At 51.0% G+C, this 22,095-nt stretch carries 23 protein-coding genes and 1 rRNA gene; 7 read left to right on the top strand and 17 right to left on the bottom strand.

Annotated elements, in window-relative coordinates:
• From EVJ30_RS13515 to EVJ30_RS13505, 3 genes are all read right to left on the bottom strand, one after another.
• Window positions 1-111: ribosomal RNA gene (locus tag EVJ30_RS13515) — 16S ribosomal RNA — on the bottom strand; the annotation flags it as partial.
• Between the two features lie 290 nt (window positions 112-401).
• Window positions 402-1,577 carry a PstS family phosphate ABC transporter substrate-binding protein gene (locus EVJ30_RS13510; RefSeq protein ID WP_236636095.1) on the bottom strand — a complete coding sequence of 392 codons (1,176 nt, stop codon included), beginning with the start codon at window positions 1,575-1,577 and terminating at the stop codon, window positions 402-404.
• 32 nt (window positions 1,578-1,609) lie between these two features.
• Window positions 1,610-2,476: a nucleotidyltransferase-like protein gene (locus EVJ30_RS13505; protein WP_131456957.1), complete on the bottom strand. Its 867-nt coding sequence runs from the start codon at window positions 2,474-2,476 to the stop codon at window positions 1,610-1,612.
• A gap of 172 nt (window positions 2,477-2,648) precedes the next feature.
• On the opposite strand from EVJ30_RS13505, the gene EVJ30_RS13500 reads away from it, so the two are divergent.
• Window positions 2,649-3,008 (top strand): YgzB family protein, encoded by a 360-nt coding sequence (locus EVJ30_RS13500; RefSeq protein ID WP_070328968.1) that lies wholly within the window; start codon window positions 2,649-2,651, stop codon window positions 3,006-3,008.
• Between the two features lie 28 nt (window positions 3,009-3,036).
• On the opposite strand, the gene perR is transcribed toward EVJ30_RS13500, so the two are convergent.
• Entirely contained in the window at window positions 3,037-3,468 is a 432-nt protein-coding gene (gene perR, locus EVJ30_RS13495) for a peroxide-responsive transcriptional repressor PerR (protein ID WP_201738380.1), read from the bottom strand.
• A gap of 193 nt (window positions 3,469-3,661) precedes the next feature.
• Here perR and EVJ30_RS13490 point away from each other — a divergent pair, with 193 nt between their 5' ends.
• Complete coding sequence (locus tag EVJ30_RS13490) at window positions 3,662-4,960, top strand: glutamate-1-semialdehyde 2,1-aminomutase (RefSeq protein ID WP_131456937.1); 1,299 nt, start codon at window positions 3,662-3,664, stop codon at window positions 4,958-4,960.
• A gap of 33 nt (window positions 4,961-4,993) precedes the next feature.
• Here the strand turns inward: EVJ30_RS13490 and EVJ30_RS13485 are convergent, their stop codons facing one another.
• Window positions 4,994-6,631 carry an ABC transporter substrate-binding protein gene (locus tag EVJ30_RS13485; protein ID WP_161568768.1) on the bottom strand — a complete coding sequence of 546 codons (1,638 nt, stop codon included), beginning with the start codon at window positions 6,629-6,631 and terminating at the stop codon, window positions 4,994-4,996.
• 92 nt (window positions 6,632-6,723) lie between these two features.
• Between EVJ30_RS13485 and EVJ30_RS13480 the strand changes: the two genes are divergently transcribed.
• Together EVJ30_RS13480 and EVJ30_RS13475 are read left to right on the top strand one after the other, a co-directional pair.
• On the top strand, window positions 6,724-7,956 hold the full coding sequence (locus EVJ30_RS13480; RefSeq protein ID WP_131456933.1) for an MFS transporter: 1,233 nt from the start codon (window positions 6,724-6,726) through the stop codon (window positions 7,954-7,956).
• 53 nt (window positions 7,957-8,009) lie between these two features.
• Complete coding sequence (locus EVJ30_RS13475) at window positions 8,010-8,429, top strand: thiol-disulfide oxidoreductase DCC family protein (protein ID WP_131456931.1); 420 nt, start codon at window positions 8,010-8,012, stop codon at window positions 8,427-8,429.
• Between the two features lie 13 nt (window positions 8,430-8,442).
• Here the strand turns inward: EVJ30_RS13475 and EVJ30_RS13470 are convergent, their stop codons facing one another.
• The 5 genes from EVJ30_RS13470 to mutY form a co-directional block, all read right to left on the bottom strand.
• Window positions 8,443-9,591 (bottom strand): DUF3238 domain-containing protein, encoded by a 1,149-nt coding sequence (locus tag EVJ30_RS13470; RefSeq protein WP_131456929.1) that lies wholly within the window; start codon window positions 9,589-9,591, stop codon window positions 8,443-8,445.
• Between the two features lie 89 nt (window positions 9,592-9,680).
• The gene (locus EVJ30_RS13465; protein ID WP_131456927.1) at window positions 9,681-11,429 is read right to left on the bottom strand and encodes an ABC transporter ATP-binding protein; all 1,749 of its coding nucleotides are present in this window, start codon (window positions 11,427-11,429) and stop codon (window positions 9,681-9,683) included.
• Between the two features lie 37 nt (window positions 11,430-11,466).
• Window positions 11,467-12,009: a nucleoside tri-diphosphate phosphatase gene (ntdP, locus tag EVJ30_RS13460; protein WP_021067741.1), complete on the bottom strand. Its 543-nt coding sequence runs from the start codon at window positions 12,007-12,009 to the stop codon at window positions 11,467-11,469.
• A gap of 88 nt (window positions 12,010-12,097) precedes the next feature.
• The gene (locus EVJ30_RS13455; protein WP_071399191.1) at window positions 12,098-12,523 is read right to left on the bottom strand and encodes an SRPBCC family protein; all 426 of its coding nucleotides are present in this window, start codon (window positions 12,521-12,523) and stop codon (window positions 12,098-12,100) included.
• Complete coding sequence (gene mutY / locus EVJ30_RS13450; RefSeq protein ID WP_131456925.1) at window positions 12,510-13,544, bottom strand: A/G-specific adenine glycosylase; 1,035 nt, start codon at window positions 13,542-13,544, stop codon at window positions 12,510-12,512. The genes EVJ30_RS13455 and mutY overlap by 14 nt, the downstream gene beginning before the upstream one ends.
• Window positions 13,545-13,653: 109 nt before the next feature.
• Between mutY and EVJ30_RS13445 the strand changes: the two genes are divergently transcribed.
• The 3 genes from EVJ30_RS13445 to EVJ30_RS13435 all read left to right on the top strand — a co-directional run bounded on the left by EVJ30_RS13445 (window position 13,654) and on the right by EVJ30_RS13435 (window position 16,921).
• Window positions 13,654-14,613, top strand: a complete 960-nt coding sequence (locus EVJ30_RS13445) for a metal-dependent hydrolase (RefSeq protein ID WP_236634168.1) — start codon at window positions 13,654-13,656, stop codon at window positions 14,611-14,613.
• Between the two features lie 426 nt (window positions 14,614-15,039).
• Window positions 15,040-16,560 carry an acetaldehyde dehydrogenase ExaC gene (exaC, locus tag EVJ30_RS13440; protein ID WP_070328957.1) on the top strand — a complete coding sequence of 507 codons (1,521 nt, stop codon included), beginning with the start codon at window positions 15,040-15,042 and terminating at the stop codon, window positions 16,558-16,560.
• 1 nt (window position 16,561) lies between these two features.
• Window positions 16,562-16,921 (top strand): DUF779 domain-containing protein, encoded by a 360-nt coding sequence (locus EVJ30_RS13435; protein ID WP_131456923.1) that lies wholly within the window; start codon window positions 16,562-16,564, stop codon window positions 16,919-16,921.
• A 59-nt stretch (window positions 16,922-16,980) separates the two neighbouring features.
• On the opposite strand, the gene EVJ30_RS13430 is transcribed toward EVJ30_RS13435, so the two are convergent.
• From EVJ30_RS13430 to EVJ30_RS13400, 7 genes are all read right to left on the bottom strand, one after another.
• Window positions 16,981-18,051 carry an ABC transporter substrate-binding protein gene (locus EVJ30_RS13430; RefSeq protein ID WP_131469469.1) on the bottom strand — a complete coding sequence of 357 codons (1,071 nt, stop codon included), beginning with the start codon at window positions 18,049-18,051 and terminating at the stop codon, window positions 16,981-16,983.
• Window positions 18,048-18,842: an ABC transporter permease gene (locus EVJ30_RS13425; protein WP_131456919.1), complete on the bottom strand. Its 795-nt coding sequence runs from the start codon at window positions 18,840-18,842 to the stop codon at window positions 18,048-18,050. The genes EVJ30_RS13430 and EVJ30_RS13425 overlap by 4 nt, the downstream gene beginning before the upstream one ends.
• A complete protein-coding gene (locus tag EVJ30_RS13420) occupies window positions 18,839-19,660 on the bottom strand; it encodes an ABC transporter permease (RefSeq protein ID WP_131456917.1) in 822 nt (273 codons plus the stop codon). Before EVJ30_RS13420 ends, EVJ30_RS13425 begins: the two co-directional genes overlap by 4 nt.
• Entirely contained in the window at window positions 19,647-20,753 is a 1,107-nt protein-coding gene (locus tag EVJ30_RS13415; protein WP_131456915.1) for an ABC transporter ATP-binding protein, read from the bottom strand. Before EVJ30_RS13415 ends, EVJ30_RS13420 begins: the two co-directional genes overlap by 14 nt.
• 16 nt (window positions 20,754-20,769) lie before the next feature.
• Complete coding sequence (locus EVJ30_RS13410) at window positions 20,770-21,309, bottom strand: helix-turn-helix domain-containing protein (protein ID WP_131456913.1); 540 nt, start codon at window positions 21,307-21,309, stop codon at window positions 20,770-20,772.
• A 162-nt stretch (window positions 21,310-21,471) separates the two neighbouring features.
• The gene (locus EVJ30_RS13405) at window positions 21,472-21,741 is read right to left on the bottom strand and encodes a YfhJ family protein (protein WP_131469468.1); all 270 of its coding nucleotides are present in this window, start codon (window positions 21,739-21,741) and stop codon (window positions 21,472-21,474) included.
• The gene (locus EVJ30_RS13400) at window positions 21,738-22,052 is read right to left on the bottom strand and encodes a YfhH family protein (protein WP_131469466.1); all 315 of its coding nucleotides are present in this window, start codon (window positions 22,050-22,052) and stop codon (window positions 21,738-21,740) included. Before EVJ30_RS13400 ends, EVJ30_RS13405 begins: the two co-directional genes overlap by 4 nt.
• Window positions 22,053-22,095: the final 43 nt, after the last annotated feature.

Raw genomic sequence — 22,095 nt, 5'->3', positions numbered from 1 at the left:
TCATTCCGTCGACTTCCCCCCGAAGGGTTCCGTCGATTTCCTGCGCTCGACTTGCATGTATTAGGCACGCCGCCAGCGTTCGTCCTGAGCCAGGATCAAACTCTCCAAAGAATTTGATATAGCTCTTGAAAATGACGAAGCTTGCGCTTCAATCAAAACTTGTAAAACTTTTTTGCCTCATCGTTCAGTTTTCAAAGTTCGTCTGTCGCGCTTGGCGACTCAATTAATTTATCACGTTTTCTGATTAAAAGTCAACAACTTTTTTCAAAAATTGTTTTTCTGGAATAATCATTTGCTGTGACAACGTTTATAACTATAATGCCTATTTACCACCGCGTCAATAAAAAATAACAAGAAAATAAAAAAAGATTGGATCTCTGTATTTAGAGACCCAATCCCAATCAATTTGTAGCCAGTGGCACGTATCCTGTCTTTTCAACAAGTGACTGTCCTTCTTCAGACGTCAGCCATTCGATGAACGGCTTATATTGCTCGTATTTGTCGGTCGTCGTGACCGCATAAAACTCGGATGTGATCGGGTACGTCCCGTCCCCGATCGTCTCGACCGTAGGCGCGACATCATCGACCCGTAACAATTTAATCGCATGTTCATCTACCATCTCCGTTGCATAAAAGCGGAACGAGAATCCGATAGCATTTTTATTGTTTTGATAAGAAGCCGTCTGTTCGATGATGCCACCCATTCCTTCCGGGACATCCTCGACCGGGGCGTCCATAAGCTTTTTGTCCCCCATCAAACGCTGCAAAGCCGTTTGGCTCCCGCTGTCTTCTGGCCGTTGGAACGCTCGAATCGAATCTTTTTTACCACCGACTTCATCCCAACTCGTAATATCCCCTGCATAGATGTTTTGAATTTGTTCCAATTCGAGCGAGTCGACCGGGTTGTCTTCATGTACGAAAAAGACGAACGCCTCACGGCCGATCGGTGTCATCTGAAACTCTACTCCTTGTCGCTCAGCTACTGCCAACTGTTGATCGGACGGTCCGGCTACAAAGATGATATCCGTTTCCCCTTTAACCAATCGCTCATACGCTGTACCTGTCGTCGTCGAGACGACCGAGCTGACTTCAGGGCTATCGGGGTTATAATCCGCTTCAGGATAAACCGCCTCGACGAATGCAGCATACATCGGATACAGCGCCGTCGCGCCGTCTAGTCGGGGAATGTTTGTTCCAATCTCAAATGTTGAAGGCTTATCGAGTTCAGCCAAATCAGACTTAGGCTTGAACGGTTGATAGTCACGCAACGAGACGCCACGTTCTTCAATCCGTAATCCCGCCGTGTACACGTAATATCCTTTCACGGAACTAAAGAAAACAATCCCGACAACCGTTCCAATTAAAGCGATACGTTTGAGTTGTCCTTTCGATAACGACGAAAAGTCATATAGCGCCATAATAACAATCAAGAGAACGACCACGTACCAAATCGTCCAAATGATCGGCCGCTCACTTCCGAGAGGATCGCCCATCGCAAACAATCCTGTCACAATTGATAAGAATCCAGCCGCAACTATAATAAACACACTGCCGAGCAGAAATTTAGTAACCTTCATTCGATTCAGTTTCCCCATTCTCTTCTATATAGTTAAGCAATTTCATAAGCGACCGCTTCGACGCCTACTCCTTTTGTCGGACGTGTCACTGCCCGAACGTAACCTTTCCGGACTAAGAAACCGACGATGCTGCCGAGGTCGACTTTTAACTCTTGTAAGTTCGGGTGATCCATCAACTCCGAGAACGACCATGGTTCGTCACGTTGTTGCATCGCCTTCAAAAGTAACAACGTACCCGGCAAGACTTTAGATTGGATTAAATGTTCCATGCCGATGATGACCAGGTGAATACGTTGTTCGAGTGATTCATGCCCGTTCACGAGTTCGTCGTGAAGCTTATACACTTCTAGGTCGAGTTTACGGACTTGCTTCCATAATACAATCTCCGGGTGGATTCCTGCCTCCAGGATGGAGAGCCGCGCCAAATGCGTGAGCGCATGATGGATTTGGGTGAACGCATCTTGATGCTCTTCCTGTAAGAACAGTCCGCGCCCATCTTCGAAACGTCTAAGCAGTTTAGCGAACGCGAGCGAGAGTTGCAGTCGTTGCTCCTCGTTCGAGAAATTGCGCAACCGCTGCCTGAGCTCGAGCAAAAACTCATTTCGTTCGAACAGCACCATGCCGTCTTCGATCCAATGGATGGCACGCCGATTCTCGTTCATTAGAATCCAACGATCCATCATCGAATCACTGACTATATGAAGAACGATTTTTTCTTGTCCGACTTGATAGTGTTTCACTGTCCAAAATGGTTCTTCCTTCGCTTCAATCACAATCAACAATCGATCTGATTGATCTGTTAATGGATCGCGCGGCCGTTTCTTCTTCACTTCAATGATGCCAAGCGTTGTTTTCAAGGCTGCATATTCTGAATAAATCGTTCGAGTCGCATATTCCATCGTCACCTTGATACCTTCTTTCTAATTAGTAAACGTCAATCGGTTCACACGATTATCTAATCTGATACAAAAATGATTCGCCTTCTTTTGAAATTCTCCTGCCACCGATTGTACGAACTTCTCAGCTTCGAGCAGATGAGCTATAGTAAAGACAGACATGGAGGGATTATGTATGAAAAAACGGGGGAATAAAATCAACCGCGCCAGAAACCTGGCCTTGCTGCTCGTGTTCGCTGGAATTGGGGTCATGTATCTCGGGCTACTCGCCAAAAGCATCGCGTGGCTGATGATTATTTTCATGTTGCTCGGTTTCGTGATGGTACTGTCGAGCTCGGCGCTTTACTTCATCGTCGGCATGGCGTCGACGAAAGCAATCATCGTCACTTGTCCGAACTGTGAGAAAGAGACAAAGATGCTCGGACGTGTCGATCTATGTATGCATTGCGATGAACCGTTGACGATCGATCAATCGCTCGAAGGCAAAGACTTCGATGAGAAGTATAACAAACGCCAATCACACCAGAACGACTAAAAAAAACATCCTCAGCCTGAGGATGTTTTTAATGTTTATGCGCTTGTTCAGTTTGGCAAGCCGGGCACGTCCCGTATACTTCGAGGCGGTGACGATCCACTTTGAAGCCTGTCAATTGAGAAGCGACCGCTTCAATCTCATCAAGGACAGGATAGTTAAAGTCGACGACTTTCCCGCACGTATCACAGATGATGTGATAGTGACGGGATGTCACAAAATCGAACCGGCTCGAAGCGTCACCATAATTCATCTCTTGAACAAGTCCGATATCTTTAAAGACACGTAAGTTGTTATAGACGGTGGCGACACTCATGTTCGGGAATCTACCCGAAAGTGCCTTATAAATGTCATCCGCTGTCGGGTGACTGTGCTCCGTGACGAGGTACTCCAAAATCGCCTGTCGCTGAGGCGTCATTCTGACTCCATGTTCTCGGAGCGACTGAACAGCATGGTCAAGCATTTCGCTTCCCACGTCAATCCCTCATTTCTTTTATTAGAATTTATGCGAAGTGTCTGTTTAGAATTAACCTATTTCTTACATAGTAATCTTTATAAATAGTGTACTGATTTCTAAACCCTTCGTCAAACGTTGAGCTTATGCGGTTGACGGCTGTGATACAATAATTGCGAATTTGTAAAAGGAGGCAATACATATGACAACAACATCAAATCGTAAAACTTCAGACGTTCTATATGAAGACGCATTGACGCATATCGTCGGGGGTGTCAACAGTCCCTCACGTTCGTTCAAAGCGGTCGGCGGCGGTGCCCCGGTTTATATGGAGCGCGGAGAAGGTGCTTATTTTTATGATGTGGACGGCAACCGCTATATCGATTACTTGGCCGCGTATGGACCGATCGTTACCGGCCATGCCCACCCCCATATCCACAACGCCCTCATCGAAGCGTCGGCAAAAGGGCTTCTTTACGGGACGCCTCACGCGCTTGAAGTCGAATTCGCCAAGAAACTAAAAGCGGCGATCCCATCGATGGACAAAGTCCGCTTCACCAATTCTGGAACCGAGGCCGTCATGACGACAATCCGCGTCGCCCGTGCCTACACTGGACGCGAACTCGTCGTCAAGTTCAGTGGCTGCTACCATGGCCATTCCGACTTGATGCTGATTGCGGCGGGAAGCGGACCGGCGACGCTCGGTTCACCCGACTCAGCCGGTGTGACCCGCGCCACGGCGAAAGAAGTTATCACCGTCCCGTTCAACGACGTCGAGTCGTACCGGGCGATGATGAACGAATGGGGCGATCAAGTCGCCTGCGTTCTCGTCGAACCGATCGTCGGAAACTTCGGGATCGTTGAACCAAAACCCGGCTTCTTGCAAGCCATCAACGAGATCACCCATGAACACGGCGCGCTCGTCATTTACGACGAAGTCATCACAGCGTTCCGGTTCACGTACGGAAGCGCCCAACAAGTGTACAACATCGAGCCAGACATGACGGCGCTCGGTAAAATCATCGGTGGTGGACTTCCAATCGGAGCATACGGCGGGAAAGCAGAAATCATGGAGACGGTCGCACCGCTCGGACCCGCTTACCAAGCCGGGACGATGGCCGGAAACCCCGCCTCGATGGCGACCGGACTCGCTTGTCTCGAAGTGCTCGAGCAACCGGGCGTCTATGAAAGATTAGATTCGTTAGGCGCACGTCTCGAAGCAGGGATCCGTGAAGCCGCGAGAACTCACGGCGTCACGATCACGCTTAACCGCCTGAAAGGCGCGCTCACCGTCTACTTCACGGACGAGATCGTCACGGACTACGAAGGAGCCGAGAAGTCGGACGGCGAAATGTTCGGTCGCTTCTTCAAATTGATGCTTGAGAACGGTGTCAACTTGGCCCCCTCGAAATATGAGGCATGGTTCTTGACGACGGAACATACGGAACAAGATATCGATGAGACGATTGCCGCAGTAAATCGCGCGTTCGCACAGCTATAAAACAAGGAGATGCCGCGGCATCTCCTTTTATGTTTATACGGACGGACGAATCCACAATTGATCATATCGCGGGTGACCGAACACATCGAGCGGTACATCTCCAAAGAAACTCGGAAAGCGGCGCTCACGAGCGACATGATACAGCGGGATGACGAGGGCCGCCTCAGTCAACTGGCGTTCGACTTCGCGATGCAGCATCGACCAAGCGCTCACGTCGGTTTGTTGATAGCGGTCCACCATCGCCCGGAGCTCCACTTCATTCGCGAGCAACTTGCCGACAAGCGACAGTTCACTCGTCAAAAAGGCAAGGAACGCCAAATCGAGATCTTCACTCATCATCTCTCCGCATAAAATCAAATCGGCACGGCAAAGTGTCTCATCTTGTAACAAAGACCCAATCGTATACGTCTCAGTCTCGACGGTAAACCCGGCCGTCCGTAACTGTGTAGCCACGAGCGCCGCGTCTTGCGCCGCCACTTCAAACGGCAAGTGCAACAGCCGGAGCGGACGCTGACAAACCGTTCCCTCCCCGTGCACGTGAACGGGACGACTCGTCTCCGGAAAAAATCCGTGTGCTACTTGGTGGCGCTCTCCTCCCATCTCCACGAACGCCTCTTTTTGAATCGCTCGTTGAATCGCACGACGCGCCGGCGCATCGTCCTTCAACCAGGACTGCCTCATGTTGAACACGAGATAGCGTGCTCCCGCCTCGGCGATCCACTTCACGAGGCTATGGTCGTCACGGGTGCTCCATTTCGCATAATCCGTTTCGGAAAACGTGACGAATTCAACCACATCCAAAGACGGTCTCGGCCGGAGCCCACGCTCGAACGCCCTTAAACGTACGACTTCCTCCGACGTCTGCTCCAGCTTGAACGGCCCCGTCCCCACGACCCCTTCGGCCCCTTGATACGTGATCGAGGCCGGGGTTTGGGCGAGAAGTCGTTCGATATAGGCCATATGTGCTTTCGTATGTAAATCGATGACGTACGATGCTTTGGACTCGATCCGTTCGATCGGTGCGAACAGCCATACTTGTTTGCCATGATCCAATAACCGATTCAACGAGTAGACGATGTCCTTGGCCGATAGCGTCACCCCGTTATGAAACGTTACCCCTTTGCGGATATAGCAACGAAATCCGAACGGCATCTCCTCTATATAGTGGGCGAGCGAGGGCTGGACAGTCGTCCCGTCCCATTCGAACAGGCGGTCGAAGACGTGCCGTGACAAAGACGCCTCCATCGCGATGTGGATATCGAGCGGATCGAGCGATTCGAGCGCTCTCGTCCGGGGAAAAATGAACCGGTCTTCTTCAGTCTGCTCAAAGCCAAAACGGCTCCAAATAAGTGCTTGAATCACTTCTCGCAAGGCGGGTGGCCAGTCCCATTCCAACCACTTGGCCGCATCGGCCATCGAGGCCTGAACGAAAGACTCATCGATCCAAGCTCTCAGGGTTCGGTCAAACTCCGGCTGAAAGCGGAGCACCGATTCATGGCCTCGTCCTTTCCCCGGCCGATACTCCACCCACCCGAACGTTTCCCACGCCTTCATATCCCGTTTCACTTGTTTCTCGCTATAGCCGACCGTATCGACCGCTTCCCGTAGCGTCAGTTCCACTTTGTTCTGTTCCAACGCACGACGATAAATCGCCACCAGCTTCGCATTCATGTCGTTCCCCCTAAAAGTGGACATCTAAAAATCATTTGTCTCTTTTTACCAAGTGTAGTCCACGTTTAAAGTAGTGACAAGGAGGTGCTCGCATGAAATTCAAAGATTTCCCATTAAATGTTCGACTCCGACTCGTCTGCGGCTTTTTTATCCGTATCGTCGGCTCGGCTATCTTTCCATTCATGGCTTTATATTTTTCCGAAGAACTCGGCAAAATCGCCGCTGGAATCATCATGACGTCGTTTGTTGTCGTCGGTTACGTTACCGGCTTGTTTGGCGGGTACTTCTCAGACCGTTTCAACCGCAAGCACGTGCTTCAAATCGGTCAGATCGTCCAAATCCTTTGTTTTATGGGGATGACGGTCGCCATTCATCCGTCGAATAACTGGGCGCTCGTCGTCGCCGTGCTTTACTTCGGTCACGCCGTCGCGAACGGTTTGAACTACCCTGCTCTCGAAGCCATCGTCATCGATTCGATGGAAGAGTCGAACCGTAAAGCGATTTACGTGTATGACTACTGGCTCGTCAATTTGGCGATTGCCGGGGGCGTCATGCTCGGAGGTGCTTTTTATCGAGACTATCGTTTCGGACTATTCGTCGGGATGACGCTCGTGTTGACGATCACGACGCTCGTCTTGCAACGTTTTCTCGTTGATAGCTATAAAGGAAACCATTCGACGTCTGCTAACCCGCTCGTCGGCGTGTATCAAAACTATCGAATCGCACTCAGTGACCGTCGTTGGATGCTGTTCGTCCTCGGTAGTATGCTCGTCTTCTCGACCGAGTTCCATATGGCAAACTATATCGGTGTCCATTTGGCCGAATCGTTCACAGAACGGTCGATCGTCGGCGTCCCGTTTGACGGTGTACGCATGATGGCGTTCATGCAGCTTGAGAACACGTTGCTCGTCGTCGCCATCACGTTCGCGGTGACCGCTTTCGTGAAACGCTACCGGGAAAAGTATATCTTCTTCATCGGCTTATCCTTATACGTGACGGCCTATGCCGCGATTACGTCAATGAACTCGTTCATCACGCTTGCCGTCCTCGCCATCGTCTTCACCATTGGGGAGTTGCTCTATTCACCGATTCGACAAGTGAAACAAATCGACTTGATCGATCCGACTCGACGGGCCTCATACCTCGCCTTCGGAGGCTTGACGTTCCACGGGGCGAAACTTGTCGCCGCAGCCGGCATCGTCGTCGGCGCGTTCATCGGGCCGGTATTCATGAGCGGCTACATGTTCTTATTCGGCGCCCTTGGAGGTTACCTTTATTACGTCTCGCTCTACAAGATGGAACCTGCCCGTCAGCTCGCCGCTTGACGTTTGAGCATTCGTTCGAACGGATAAAGTCAGGAGAGAAGGAGGCGCTCCCTATGCCAGCCATTGTCTTATTCGACGGAGACTGCAACTTTTGTGACGCCAGTGTGCAGTTCATCTTAAATCGTGATTCAACAGGAAACTTCCATTTCGCCTCACTTCAAGGTGAGGCCGGACAAGCAATCCGAAAACGTCATCGTATCCCGGATACGGTCGACAGCATCGTTTTGATCAAAGACGGCGTCCCTTATTTGAAATCGGACGCGGCGACCCGGATCGCCGAGGGGTTGGACGGGAACTGGCGGATGCTTCGCTTCATCCGACTCATCCCTAAACCGCTTCGTGATTTTGGTTACGACATCATCGCGAACAACCGCTATCGCTGGTTCGGTCAGAAAGAGACGTGCAAACTACCGACCCCAGAAGAACGGAGTCGCTTTATCGACCAAACACCAAACCAGCCGACTCATCAATGAGCCGGCTGGTTTTTTAGTCCATGCATGTCAAGTACGTCCAGTGGCACTCCGGCATCGGATTGCCCATAAAGCTGACCCCAAGGTCGTCCGCCCGGTGGATCGTCATCCACGGTGCATCGCCGACTTGGACGTAGACTTCATGATGCGGCGACTGGGTGTGACTTCCGGACAGTTTGAACGTCGCACTGTTTTTAAGTGCCGTGACGATGGTGTATTTAATATCCGGCGCAACGACGAGCGGATTGCCTACCGAATGTTGCAAACGAAATGCAGCTTTCCCCCGCTCGATGTCGACATCTTCTACATACACGCGGTCGACCGAAGCGACGTCTTCGCCCGTCAATCGATGATGCTTCGTATACCCGCGGGTAACGTTCGCATCTTTTTTTAACGAGATAATCGGAATATCGGTCAACCCCTCGACTTTCACTTCCGTCCGGGTCCGATATTCGGTCGCATGGACGTTATAAGGACGTCCGTCCCCTTCAAAATACGGATGCGGTGACATCAGGTTCGGGTTTTTAATCATCGGCGGACGAATGAACGTCTGGACACGCAGGTTAATGCCGTCGACCGTGGCCACGTCCGGACGTGTCGGACTGACGAGGAAATACATCGTGAAGAGCTCCTTGTCACGTCTCGTATCCGACTTCATCTCTTTCGCGAGCGACATCGCTTTTCCGACCATATGCACGAGACGGGTCCCCGGTTTATCATCTCGCTTGACCGGACGCAAAGCCCGAACTTCATAGAGCGTCGGTTGTTCGAGCGGTGTCTCGTCGATGTATCCGCTCCCGACGATTTCCGCGATACGGCGTCCTTCACGATATACCGCATACGTGTCGACGTCCGCGATTGGGTCCCACTGTAAATACGTTCCGCTCGGCGCCACGACCGCCGACGTCAGATGACGATTCCAATACAAGTCGTCGTTTGGATTAACGGCCGCAGTATACAGTTTTGCCACTTCGCCAAACTCGTCCGAGATGCGGTAAGCGACTTGCTCCCCAACGCTCGTCTCCCGGTCGACATAATGCTGATCCGTCCCCTCATATACGCACTTCCCGTTGCGTGTCACGCGCACTTTCCCATCAAACGACCACGTTAACTCTAACCCGTCGTTGAGCGGACGGACATTGATCAATCCTTCCCCATTTATCATCGTGTCATCCCCCTTTTGGCATGTCGTTTCTTCATTCCCGTCTACTAGATACGGAAAACAAAAAAAGACTTCGAGTTGAACTCGAAGCCTCACTCCACGACAGCTAAGTCTTGGATCATATACAAATCATAGTAAGCGCCACGGCGACGCATCAATTCTTCATGCGTTCCCGCTTCCATGATTCGACCGTTGTCGACGACGACAATTTTATCGGCGTCGGTGATCGTTGATAGGCGGTGGGCGACGATGAGCGTCGTCCGTCCTTTCGTCAATCTTGCGAGCGAATCTTGGATCATCGACTCACTCTCGAGGTCGAGCGCACTCGTCGCCTCATCGAGAATGATGATCGGCGGATGTTTGAGGAAGACGCGGGCGATGGCAAGACGTTGCTTCTGTCCCCCCGACAGCTTCACGCCTTTTTCTCCGACCGGCGTGTTGTAACCGTCCTGCAAGTTCATGATGAACTCGTGGGCGTTGGCCGCTTTCGCAGCGGCGATGACGGCATCGTCCGTCGCTTCCGGATTCCCCATCCGGATGTTCATGGCGACCGACTCACTGAAGAGAACCGAATCTTGCATGACCATACCGATTTGGTCGCGAAGGGCCCGGAGTTTAAAGTCACGGACATCGACGCCGTCGATTTTGATACTGCCGTCCGTCACGTCATAAAAGCGTGGAATCAAACTGACGAGCGTCGATTTCCCGCCGCCGGACATGCCGACGAAGGCGATCCGTTCCCCGGACCGGATGTGCAGGCTGACGTCATGCAAAGCACGCGTCCCTTCTTTCTCATAGGCAAAGCCGACACGATCGAGTTCGATATCCCCGGCCGTCTGCACCGGCACGAACGCATCGCGTTTCTGTTCGATATCATACGGCTCATCGAGAAATTCAAAGACCCGGTCCATCGACGCGACCGACTGCGTGAGCGTCGTCGCCGAGTTGACGAGACGACCGAGCGGTGCGTAGAGGCGGTCGATATAAGCGATGAAAGCGACGAGTGTCCCGAGCGAGACCTGTTCTTGTAACACGAGCCAAGAAGCCGACGTAAAGATTAAGATCGGCGCGATGTCCGTGATTGTCGAAACGACGACGTACGTCTTCGCATTCCAACCTGTATGGCGAAGTGCGGCTTTCAAGAAGCCACCGTTCTGTTCTTCAAACGCCTTGTTCTCATACGGCTCGAGCGCGAAACTGCGGATGACAGCCATACCGTTGACACGTTCGGTCAAATGGCCTTGAAGATCAGCGAGTGCGGCCGAGCGTTCCCGGGTGAGGCGGCGCAAGCGTCCATAGAAGTAGCGGACGGCGATCGCATAAAACGGGAGCGGCAAGATAGCGATGAGCGTCAGTTGCGGGTCGATCGTATACATGATGGCGATCGCGATCAAAATCGTGACCATATCGAGCCAAATGTTCATGAGTCCCGTGATGACAAAGTCTTTCGTCTGCTCGACATCGTTAATGATACGCGAGATGATTTGCCCGGTCTTATTGTTCGAATAGTAACGAAGCGATAGCTTTTGCACGTGGTCGAACAATCGGTTCCGAACGTCGAACAAAATTCGTGTTGCGGCCCATTGTGCCAAATATTGCCGCAAATACTCGATCGGCGGCTTCAAGACGAGGAAGATGAAGAAGACGATGCTGAACAACCAAACGAGCTCAGTGTAATCCGTCGCCGGGTCCGGGTCCGTCAAATATTTATCGATCACATGTCTATAAAGTAGCGGCAATCCGAGAGGGATTGAGAATTTCAAGATCCCGACGAAAATCGTCAAAGCAATTTGTTTTTTATATGGTTTTACGAACTGTAAATAGCGTCTAACACTTCCCATAGAGCCCTCCTTCAAGAAAAAAAGCGGAGATGAGTACTCATCTCCGGTAACGTGCTTCGTATTCGCGATACCATTCATCGACGAATGTTGGGTTGAACGGCCCTTTCCGTCCTCGAATCCAGTTGATAAGTTCTTGAACGTTCTGTTTCAAGATTCGATCAATCGCTTTCGGATAATTCATTTCGCGACGATGCCGCTCGTATTCATCCTCATCTAAAATCGTGTACGACATATCCGGGAACACTTTAATATCTAAATCGTAGTCAATGTACTTGATGGCTCGTTCTGCCCCATCGAACGTTGTCGGCGAACCTAGATTACAGTAGTAGTAAATCCCGTCTTCGCGAATCATACAGATGACATTAAACCAAAACTCAGATGAAAAGTAGCAAATTGCCGGCTCTCTTGTTCTCCATTGCCGGCCGTCTGATTCACTGACCATGATGCGGTCGTTGAACCCAATCATATCCGTTTTTGACGATTGAAGGACGAGCGTTTCTTCCCAAACGCGATGCAAAGTCCCGTTGTGCTTGTAGCTCTGTATCTCGATCTTGCTACCTGCTTTGGGAAATAAGCTCATAAGCTCCTCCTTTCCGCTATGATGCTGTACATTCTCATTTTTAATTATAGCGACTTTCAGAACCAATGAAAAAGGAAATCTCTTATTTTCACGAATTTAGTGCTTTTTGGAAGGCGACGGCTCGTCCTGCGAACATCGGGCGGAGAATAAACTGCTCGACAATCGCTTCGGGTAAGTAACTATCGAACGTCACTTCATCGACCATGACGGCCTTCCCATCGACTTCTTTCACACTGTGAACGTGACAAAACCGTTTGAACGGGAACGGCAAAGTCACACCTTGGTCACAAAATGCGTGCCGCCCCGCTAACGTGATCGCACTGATCCACGGCAGCGTGACCGGTCCGACACCGACACGGAGATGGATTCGATTACCTTCTACGGACGCGCCATCTCCGACGAGCGTCACTTCTGGAAACGTCGTCAGTTCAGATAAAAGCGACGCGTCTTGCAACAATTCCCACAACGCCTCGACGGAAGTGTCGAACGGCGTTTCGACGTCAAACTGTCTCATTTCTATCCCCTACCAATCGTTCTAGTTTTTGTTGGGCAACCGACACGGTCAACACATCCCGCTCGTCCCCGGCGAGCCAAATCCAATCCTCGTCCGGCAACGTTTCGACCTCATATAAGTCGACGTACCAGATGATGTGTGAAAACACGTGTTTCACTTGTCCAATATAGGTTCCGTTTAACTGTTCCCCCGTTCCACGATCTGTAAGCGGGTATTGCCACATTCCCGCGAGCAGACCTGTATCGGGCCGCTGAACGTAGGCGATGCGACCGTCACGTTTACAGTAGAGGGCATCGAACATCTCGATCCGGGCCGCTCCTTTTTTCGTCTTGACCGGAAGCTCATCCTGGACGTGATGCGCATAGGCGTAACATTCGTCTTGGACCGGACAGAGCGAGCACATCGGATTTTTCGGGGTACAGACGGTCGCACCGAGCTCCATGACAGCTTCATTAAAATCGGAGGCGTGCTCCGGGTCCATCAGGCGCCGAATGACTTGATCAAAAATCTTCCGTGTTTTTGGTACGGCGATATCTTCATAGATGCCAAACTGGCGGGCCATGACGCGCATGACGTTCCCGTCGACGGCAGGCTCGGGCTGATTGTAGGCGATCGAGAGCACGGCTCCGGTCGTATACGGACCGACCCCTTTCAATTTTTCAAACAGTTCTTTTTCCTCCGGTACGACGCCGTCATACGTAGAGACGACTTCTTTTACCGCTTGATGGAGGTTACGGACGCGCGAGTAGTATCCAAGCCCTTCCCAATATTTGACGACCTCGTCGGGATGAGCATCTGCTAAGTCCTCGATCGTCGGGAAGCGGTCCATGAATCGGTTGTAATAAGGGATGACCGTATCGACACGCGTCTGTTGGAGCATGACTTCGCTCACCCACACCCGGTACGGATTTTTCCCGTGCCGCCACGGCAAATCGCGTTTTTCACGATCGAACCAGGTGAGTAAATTTTCATTGAACTGACGAATAGTATAATTTGTGAACAATTTATCAATATCGAGCATTTTGTTTCCCCTCGTTTTAAAAATATTGTATGATGGTAGCGATCATTGAACGTCGTTTCTTTATTAACGGAGGTGCTGAAGCACATTGGATACTGCGACACACATTGGAATGGGCCTTGGTTTAAGCGCCCTTGCGACACTTAGCCCGGAAGTAGCAAATGATTCGCAAATGTTCTTGGCTATGACGGCTACCGCTCTTGTCGGTTCGCATGCGCCAGACTTTGACACCGTCTTCAAACTTAAAGGAAACAGCACTTATTTACGCCAGCACCGCGGTCTTTCACACGGAATCACCGCACTTCTTGCTTGGCCGATCATCGTCAGTGCCATCATCGGTATGGTACTTGGCGTCAACCCTGCTTCATTATGGGTCATGGCACAAATCGCGGTATTGTTACACGTCACCGTCGACTTGTTCAACGCTTACGGGACGCAAGCCCTGCAACCTTTCTCGAAGAAATGGATTGGCTGGGGCGTCATCGGAACGTTTGACCCTTACTTGTTCTCTGCTTATTACGGGGCATATGTATTATGGCTTATCACAGGGGCAACTGTCCCGATTTTTGCACTGCTCATTGCGCTCGTTATCAGTTACTATGCGATTCAGTTCAAACTACGTAACCGTGCGCTCGCAACGGTCGCCCGTCACTTCGCCGGAGCCCATGAGCTCTTCATCTCACCGGGTATCGGTTGGGACGACTGGCACGTCGCCGTTCGTTTCCGCAACGGACTCGGTGCGGTCAAAGTGAAAAAAGGTGAAGTTATCGAATGTGGCCGCTTCCGTGACAAGGCGATGCCTGGCGAAGACGACCTGCATTTCGTCGAAGCACGTAAAAATGCAGACTTGCAGTCGTTCTTGGCATTTTCAAAAATTCACACATACACGGTCACACGTCATAACGGCATGATCGAGTATCGGTTCACAAACTTGCGCTACTTCTCGAAAGACATCTACCCGTTCGTCGCTGTCGTCATCGTCGACGAAGAGTCGAACGAAGTCTTGTCTTCGTTCACCGGTTGGGTGTTCAGCGAAGAAAGCTTACAAAAGAAACTTGTCTATGAACAGTAAAAAGTCGCTCTCACGAGCGACTTTTTCTTATGCTTCAGACTCCGTGAATTGGAGCTCGGATTCGAACGTCTCCTCGCGCGTCGTCCCCCGAATCGTCAAGTTACCGGTCAAAACGAACTCGTCAGGCTGCCCGTTCGCATTAACCGCAAACTCGATAAACGTGATTAAGCTTTGCGCCGGGTCGACCTAATATGTTTTTGCCGTGAGTGCGTCCACTCCTTCGATTTGAAATTGATTCCACGATACTCTGTTTGTGGCAAATATTGGCTTCAAAACATCTCGACAGAATTGTGTCAAATTATTGTCAAAAAATTTTGACTTTTATCACTACAACCCGTTAGGATGAAAAAGGGAGCTATTGGCTTACTACAAAATGTAAGCGCATACATCAAACCCCTATACTTTACGGAAAAGGGAGGAACGATCATGATTTATGAAGTACCGAACTCTGCAGGCACGAAAGTCCAGTTCAAGGACCGCTATGAGAACTACATCAACGGAAAGTGGACAGCACCTTCAGGGGGAGACTATTTTGAGAACACCTCTCCGGTAAATGGTAAAGTGTTATGCGAGGTCGCGCGGTCGACGAAAGAAGATATCGAACTGGCACTGGACGCGGCCCATGCCGCCAAAGGCGCCTGGGGCAAAACATCGGTCACCGAACGCTCGGTCATTTTAAACAAGATTGCCGACCGAATGGAAGAAAACCTTGAGATGCTCGCTTACGCGGAGACGTGGGAGAATGGGAAAGCCGTCCGTGAGACGTTGAACGCCGACCTGCCGCTCGCGATTGATCACTTCCGCTATTTCGCCGGCGTCATCCGCTCGCAAGAAGGCGGCATCAGCGAGCTCGACAACGACACGGTCGCCTATCACTTCGCGGAACCGCTCGGCGTCGTCGCTCAAATCATCCCATGGAACTTCCCGATTTTGATGGCAATCTGGAAAGTCGCACCGGCACTCGCCGCCGGTAACTGTATCGTCTTAAAACCGGCCGAACAGACACCGGCTTCGATCATGGTACTGATGGAGCTGATCGAAGACTTGCTGCCACCAGGCGTGCTCAACATCGTCAATGGCTTCGGACTCGAGGCCGGGAAGCCGCTCGCGTCGAGTAACCGTGTCGACAAAGTCGCGTTCACTGGCGAAACGACGACGGGTCGATTGATCATGCAATACGCGTCGCAAAACATCATCCCGGTGACGCTCGAACTCGGGGGCAAGTCACCGAATATCTTCTTCGCCGACATTATGGACGCGGACGATGATTTCTTTGACAAAGCGATCGAAGGGCTCGTCATGTTCGCGTTAAACCAAGGCGAAGTGTGCACGTGTCCATCGCGCGCCCTCATCCACGAGTCGATTTATGAGCCGTTTATGGCACGCGTCCTCGAACGCGTCAAAGCGATCAAGCTCGGCAACCCGCTCGACCCTGACGTCATGATGGGTGCTCAAGCATCGAACGAACAGCTGGAGAAGGTTTTATCGTATCTTGAGATTGGAAAAGCGGAAGGAGCCGAATGTTTGATCGGTGGTGAGCGCAACATGATGGACGGTGACCTCGCCGACGGCTATTACGTTCAGCCGACCATCTTTAAAGGCCACAACAAGATGCGCATCTTCCAAGAAGAAATCTTTGGTCCAGTCTTGTCGGTGACGACGTTCAAGGACGACGCGGACGCGCTCGCCATTGCGAACGATACGCTCTATGGACTCGGCGCCGGTGTATGGACACGCGATATGAACCGGGCCTATCGGTTCGGCCGTGAGATTCAAGCGGGGCGCGTTTGGATCAACTGTTACCATCAATATCCGGCCCATGCCGCGTTCGGCGGTTACAAAATGTCCGGGATCGGCCGGGAGAACCACAAGATGATGCTCAACCATTACCAACGCACGAAAAATATGCTCGTCAGCTACAGCGAACAAAAACTCGGGTTCTTTTAAGATGGTGCGTCGCGTCGAGGCCACCCCCGCCACGCTCGCGCTCCTCGAGCAGTTGCTTGCGAAACACGGTCCGCTCCTGTTCCACCAGTCGGGCGGTTGCTGTGACGGGAGCTCACCGATGTGCTTCCCGCAAGATGAGTTCATGATTGGCGATCACGACGTCCTGCTCGGAGAGATCGGCGGCTGTCCGTTCTATATCCACGAGAAGCAGTATGAGTATTGGAAGCACACCCAGCTCATCATCGACGTCGTCGACGGCCGGGGCGGCATGTTCTCGGTCGAAGGTGTCGAAGGGAAACGGTTTTTGAGCCGTTCCCGTGTGTTCACAGACGATGAGCGTGCCGAGTTGCAACAGATGTGAATGGAGTACCCCTTCTACAAACACAAAAAGTCCCGCTCAACGTTTGAGCGGGACTTACTTTATTTACTCTGCATTTTGAAGCGCAAGTACAACTCGTTGTAATACGCGTTCATGCGTTTGCCTAAGTTTTCGTACACTTCAAGCTCATCTGTCACGTCTTTAGACGGATAGAACCGTTCGTCTGATGTGACTTCTTCATCTAAAAATTCAAGTGCTGCTTCGTTCGGTGTCGAATACCCGACGTAATCGGTATTTCGTGCCGCGATTTCAGCATCGAGCATGAAGTCGATAAATTGATGTGCCCCTTCAATGTTTTTCGACGTGCTCGGGATGACGAGGTTATCGAACCAAAGATTCGTCCCCTCTTCCGGGATCACGTACGTCAACTCGTCGTTCTCGTACATGATCTCAGAAGCGTCACCCGACCAGACGACGGCTGCGGCTGCTTCACGATTGGCCATGAGCATTTTGATCTCATCACCGACAATCGCTTTAATGTTCGGCCAAAGCGTTTCGAGCTTCGCTTCTGCCTCGAGCAGTTCATCACGGTCCGTCGTGTTGAGCGAATAGCCGAGCGAGTTAAGACCGAAGCCCATCACTTCTCGTGTCCCGTCCGCTAGCAAAATATCATTCTCGAGCGGCATGTCCCACAAGTCGTTCCATGATGTGATCTCACCGTCGACGAGTTCAGGATTGTAGACGATCCCGACCGTACCCCAGAAGTAAGGGACCGAGTACGTGTTGTCAGGGTCGAACGACTTGTCGAGGAAGCGTGGGTCGATGTTATCGAAATTTTCGAGTTTGTCGTAATCGATCGGCAAGAGCAGATCGTCTTCGATCATCTTACTGATCGCATAATCGGACGGGACGGCGATATCAAACGCGGTACCGCCTTGCTGAATCTTCGTCAGCATCGCCTCGTTCGAGTCGAACGTCTGGTAGATGACTTTAAGTCCGGTCTCTTCTTCGAATTCGCCGATCAAATCTTCATCGATGTAATCGCCCCAGTTGTAGACGACAAGTGTGTTATCGCCGCCAAACCCTTGGGACATGTTGATTTGATACACCCAAACCAGCAAACCGAAACTGACGAGGAGCGGCACCGTCAACATGATGACTAGTTTTTTCATCGTCTTACCTCCTTCGCACTCCGTTGTGCGAGTACGTAATACCCGAGGACGAGTATGAGCGTGAACACGAACAAGAGTGTCGACAAGGCGTTGATCTCAAGTGAGATCCCTTGGCGTGCCCGTGAGTAGACCTCGACGGCAAGCGTCGTGAAGCCGTTACCCGTGACGAAGAACGTCACCGCAAAGTCATCGAGTGAATACGTCAGCGCCGTGAAGAACCCTGCGAAGATACCTGGCGTGATATACGGCAAGATGACTTTTGTGAGCACGTCCCACGAGCTCGCTCCAAGGTCACGCGACGCATCGATCAGTGTCGGGCTCATCTCTTGAAGCTTCGGTAACACTAAAATGACCACGATCGGAACCGAGAACGCGATGTGCGCCAAGAGAACCGAATAGAACCCGAGTTGAATGCCGAGCATCGTGAACAAAATGAGGAACGACGCTCCGATGATGACGTCCGGGCTGACGATCAAGACGTTGTTGAGCGATAAGAGCGACGTCTTCGTGAACCGTTGCCGCGCCGTATAAATGGCAAGCGCCCCGATGACACCGAGCACGGTCGAGATGGTCGCCGACAAGAGAGCAATGATGATCGTGTTCAAGACGATGACGAGCAGACGGGTATCTGTGAACAGTGATTTATACCACTCGAGGGTGAACCCTTCAAAGTTACTCATCGTTCCCCCACTGTTAAACGAGTAAAACACTAGATAGAGGATCGGTGCGTACAGGATAAAGAACACCGCAATCAAATACAGATTCGCTAACTTGAATTTTTTCTTCTTCATCGACGCACCGCTCCTTTCGCGCCCCAGTCACGTGTGATGACCATGACGAGTACCATCGCCAAAATCAAGAACACAGCGATTGTTGACCCCATGCCCCAGTTTTGCGTGACGAGAAATTGTTGTTCGATCGCCGTCCCGAGCGTGATGACACGGTTTCCGGCAATGAGGCGCGTGATCATGAAGAGCGACAACGCCGGAATGAAGACGATTTGAATCCCTGACTTCACCCCGTCGAGCGTCAATGGGAAGATGACGCGACGGAACGTCGTCCAGTTCGAGGCACCGAGGTCACGCGACGCGTAGACGAGCGACGGCGGTAACTTCTCGATGGCGTTGTAGATCGGCAAAATCATGAACGGGATGAAGATGTAAACCGAAACGAATACGAAACTGAAGTCCGTGAACAAAATTTGTTTCGTCCCGATGCCGATCGCCTCTAAAAATTGGTTCGTGATGCCGTACGTTCCAAAAATCCCAAGGAACGCGTACGCTTTCAGCAATAAGTTGATCCATGATGGCAAAATAATGAGCAACAGCCAGAGCTGCTTATGTTTCGTTCTCGTCAATAAATACGCGGTCGGATACCCGATGAGAAGCGAGAAGGACGTGATGAGAAACGCATACCAAAACGAAGACAGTGTCATCGTCAAGTAAGTCGATGTGAAGAACATCTGATAGTTCTCTAAACTCAAGTTTCCTTCGATATCAAAAAATGAGTAGTAGACGACGAGGAGGAGCGGCGCGATGACGAACAGCACAATCCATATCCAGTACGTCGTCAAATAGACCGTCTTGGCGGTTTGACTAGTTTGATTCATGGGCGACCTCCTCATACGATTCGAGACGACGGTCAAACTCTTCTTCGGTCTCGCCTAGGCGCATGACGTGAACCGCCTCGTCATCGAACGTGAGCCCGATTTTCGACCCGACGACTGATTTCTTCGTCGAATGGACGAGCCACTCGTTGCCTTCTTGGTCGTAACAGCAAATCTCGTAATGGACGCCACGGAATAGTTGCGAGTCGACATCGACGACGAGTTTCGCCGCGTCGACCGACGTCATCTCCAAGTCTTCTGGACGAATGATGACTTCGACTTTTTCATTGCGGTCAAACCCTTGGTCGACACAATCGAACGTCTTCCCGGCAAACGTGACGAGGTGATCTTCCGGCATCACACCAGGAACAATGTTCGACTCCCCGATAAAGTCAGCGACGAAGCGGTTGATCGGCTCGTCATAAATGTCTGTCGGTGTCCCGCTTTGAACAATCTCCCCGTTGTTCATGACGAAAATCTCGTCAGACATGGCGAGTGCTTCTTCTTGGTCGTGGGTAACGAAGATGAACGTGATGCCGAGACGCTGTTGAAGTTCGCGCAACTCGTACTGCATCTCGGTCCGAAGTTTAAGGTCGAGCGCTGAAAGCGGTTCATCGAGCAAGATGACTTCCGGTTCGTTGACGATGGCACGGGCGATGGCGACGCGTTGACGTTGTCCGCCTGACATCTCATCGATTTCACGTGATTCGTAGCCTTCCAAGTTGACGAATTTGAGTGCTTGTTCGACTTTCGTCTTGACGTCCCCCTCTTTCATCTTCTTGATGCGCAAGCCGAAAGCGACGTTCTCGTATACGTTCAAGTGCGGGAACAAGGCGTAATCTTGAAAGACCGTGTTGACTTGACGTTTGTTTGCCGGCACGTCGTTGATTCGCTTCCCGTTGAACTCGATATCACCTTCTGTCGCATCGGTGAATCCGGCGATGATCCGCAGAATCGTTGTCTTTCCGCATCCCGAAGGACCGAGCAGCGTGTAGAATTTTCCACGCTCGATTTCAAAGTTAATATTCTCTAAGACGACAGTATCGTCGTACCGCTTCGACACGTTGTCAAAACGAATGATCGTTTCTGGGTTCATTTGGTTTCCTCCCTTGTTATAAATACGAATGTGTGGCGACGACGAGACACTCGCTTGCGCCATCAAAATCGTTGACGAGCTGATGCGCGTCTGAGGCGACATAGTACAACGTCTCGCCCGATTTGGCGAAATACGTATGGTTCCCGAGTTTGAGGGCGACGCGGCCAGACAGTACGTAAACGAACGTTTCCGCGCGCGACGGCTCGTACCGTTTGAACTCCCCTTGTTTTGAGAACGTGAGCAAAATCGGTTCCATCTCTTTCTCATTGGATTCCGGGATGAGCCACTCCGTCCGGTATAGCCGATTCTCGTCGACATATACCGTGCGGTCGCCTTCCGTATAGACGACTTTTTGATTGATCTCCTCATCAAAGAACTCTTTTGGCGAGCATCCAAGCACTTCTAATAAGTCGAACAGCGTTTCTAGCGAAGGGGAACTCAAATCACGCTCGATTTGAGAAATGTAGCCTTTACTCAAATCGGTACGTTCCGCCAACTCTTCTTGGGTCAACCCTTTTTTGACGCGGAGTCGTTTAATGTTTTGACCGACTTCCAAACTGTGTTCCTCCTTCCCTTTCTAAGGAAAGTTTAGTGATACATGATACTCACTAAAGAAAGTTTATAAATACTCAACTCTAAAGCAAACAAATAGCGACCTTATTATAACCAACTGTACCACGTTTGCAAGCAAAAAATCACGCGAGGATCGCGTGATTTTTTAGTGGAGATCTCGTTTTGAAATCAGGTGTTTGAATTTTTCGTTTTTCGTTTGAAATAAGTGCAATTGCGCCCCGTACGCATCGATTTGTTGAACGACGTATTGGAATGACTTCGCTTCCCCTGGGTACGGTTCACCAGCGCGGGCGAGCGTCGCCTCAAAATCTTCCCACAACACCTCGACCCACGTTAACGCCTCGTCTTCATTCAACAAGTCGTTCTTATCTCTTAAGATTTCTGCCAACCGCTTGTATTGGTCTGATCGGTTCATACGCGCACCTCCGATAACTCAGAGAGCGGGATCGCATGTTCCATCACTTCTCCTTCAAACGTTCCCCAACCCATGACGCCGTTGACAAACTTTAATCGGAACGGACGATTATTGTAGTTGACGATATACGTCGTACCTGGCTTGAACGATGCCGGATCAATCAAATAACTCTCCGCGATGGCGATGCGGCGAAGCACGACCTCAATCTCACTCACCATACCCATCTGTTCGGCTTTTCGTTTCCGCTCATGCAAGTCACGAATTTCTTGCTCGAGCTCATACTTTGATAACGCACTCAACCGTTTTTCCATTTCGTTCACCTCACTTGTAGCGTATCAGATTTTTCGAGTAAAA

The sequence above is a fragment of the Exiguobacterium sp. SH5S13 genome (genome assembly GCF_004337085.1).
Lineage (GTDB): Bacteria > Bacillota > Bacilli > Exiguobacteriales > Exiguobacteriaceae > Exiguobacterium > Exiguobacterium aurantiacum_A.
This window is presented reverse-complemented; position numbering and strand designations above follow the sequence as displayed.

Excerpts from the sequence above, each read along its gene's own strand:
- EVJ30_RS13425 (WP_131456919.1), bottom strand. The coding sequence starts at position 18,842 with ATGAAGAAGAAAAAATTCAAGTTAGCGAATCTGTATTTGATTGCGGTG.
- EVJ30_RS13500 (WP_070328968.1), top strand. The coding sequence starts at position 2,649 with ATGAAAAAACGGGGGAATAAAATCAACCGCGCCAGAAACCTGGCCTTG.
- ntdP (WP_021067741.1), bottom strand. The coding sequence starts at position 12,009 with ATGAGCTTATTTCCCAAAGCAGGTAGCAAGATCGAGATACAGAGCTAC.
- EVJ30_RS13510 (WP_236636095.1), bottom strand. The coding sequence starts at position 1,577 with ATGAAGGTTACTAAATTTCTGCTCGGCAGTGTGTTTATTATAGTTGCG.
- exaC (WP_070328957.1), top strand. The coding sequence starts at position 15,040 with ATGATTTATGAAGTACCGAACTCTGCAGGCACGAAAGTCCAGTTCAAG.
- EVJ30_RS13435 (WP_131456923.1), top strand. The coding sequence starts at position 16,562 with ATGGTGCGTCGCGTCGAGGCCACCCCCGCCACGCTCGCGCTCCTCGAG.
- EVJ30_RS13475 (WP_131456931.1), top strand. The coding sequence starts at position 8,010 with ATGCCAGCCATTGTCTTATTCGACGGAGACTGCAACTTTTGTGACGCC.
- EVJ30_RS13490 (WP_131456937.1), top strand. The coding sequence starts at position 3,662 with ATGACAACAACATCAAATCGTAAAACTTCAGACGTTCTATATGAAGAC.
- EVJ30_RS13480 (WP_131456933.1), top strand. The coding sequence starts at position 6,724 with ATGAAATTCAAAGATTTCCCATTAAATGTTCGACTCCGACTCGTCTGC.
- EVJ30_RS13470 (WP_131456929.1), bottom strand. The coding sequence starts at position 9,591 with ATGATAAATGGGGAAGGATTGATCAATGTCCGTCCGCTCAACGACGGG.
- EVJ30_RS13445 (WP_236634168.1), top strand. The coding sequence starts at position 13,654 with ATGGGCCTTGGTTTAAGCGCCCTTGCGACACTTAGCCCGGAAGTAGCA.
- perR (WP_201738380.1), bottom strand. The coding sequence starts at position 3,468 with ATGCTTGACCATGCTGTTCAGTCGCTCCGAGAACATGGAGTCAGAATG.
- mutY (WP_131456925.1), bottom strand. The coding sequence starts at position 13,544 with ATGCTCGATATTGATAAATTGTTCACAAATTATACTATTCGTCAGTTC.
- EVJ30_RS13415 (WP_131456915.1), bottom strand. The coding sequence starts at position 20,753 with ATGAACCCAGAAACGATCATTCGTTTTGACAACGTGTCGAAGCGGTAC.
- EVJ30_RS13485 (WP_161568768.1), bottom strand. The coding sequence starts at position 6,631 with ATGAATGCGAAGCTGGTGGCGATTTATCGTCGTGCGTTGGAACAGAAC.
- EVJ30_RS13455 (WP_071399191.1), bottom strand. The coding sequence starts at position 12,523 with ATGAGACAGTTTGACGTCGAAACGCCGTTCGACACTTCCGTCGAGGCG.
- EVJ30_RS13505 (WP_131456957.1), bottom strand. The coding sequence starts at position 2,476 with ATGGAATATGCGACTCGAACGATTTATTCAGAATATGCAGCCTTGAAA.
- EVJ30_RS13430 (WP_131469469.1), bottom strand. The coding sequence starts at position 18,051 with ATGAAAAAACTAGTCATCATGTTGACGGTGCCGCTCCTCGTCAGTTTC.
- EVJ30_RS13400 (WP_131469466.1), bottom strand. The coding sequence starts at position 22,052 with ATGGAAAAACGGTTGAGTGCGTTATCAAAGTATGAGCTCGAGCAAGAA.
- EVJ30_RS13420 (WP_131456917.1), bottom strand. The coding sequence starts at position 19,660 with ATGAATCAAACTAGTCAAACCGCCAAGACGGTCTATTTGACGACGTAC.
- EVJ30_RS13405 (WP_131469468.1), bottom strand. The coding sequence starts at position 21,741 with ATGAACCGATCAGACCAATACAAGCGGTTGGCAGAAATCTTAAGAGAT.
- EVJ30_RS13465 (WP_131456927.1), bottom strand. The coding sequence starts at position 11,429 with ATGGGAAGTGTTAGACGCTATTTACAGTTCGTAAAACCATATAAAAAA.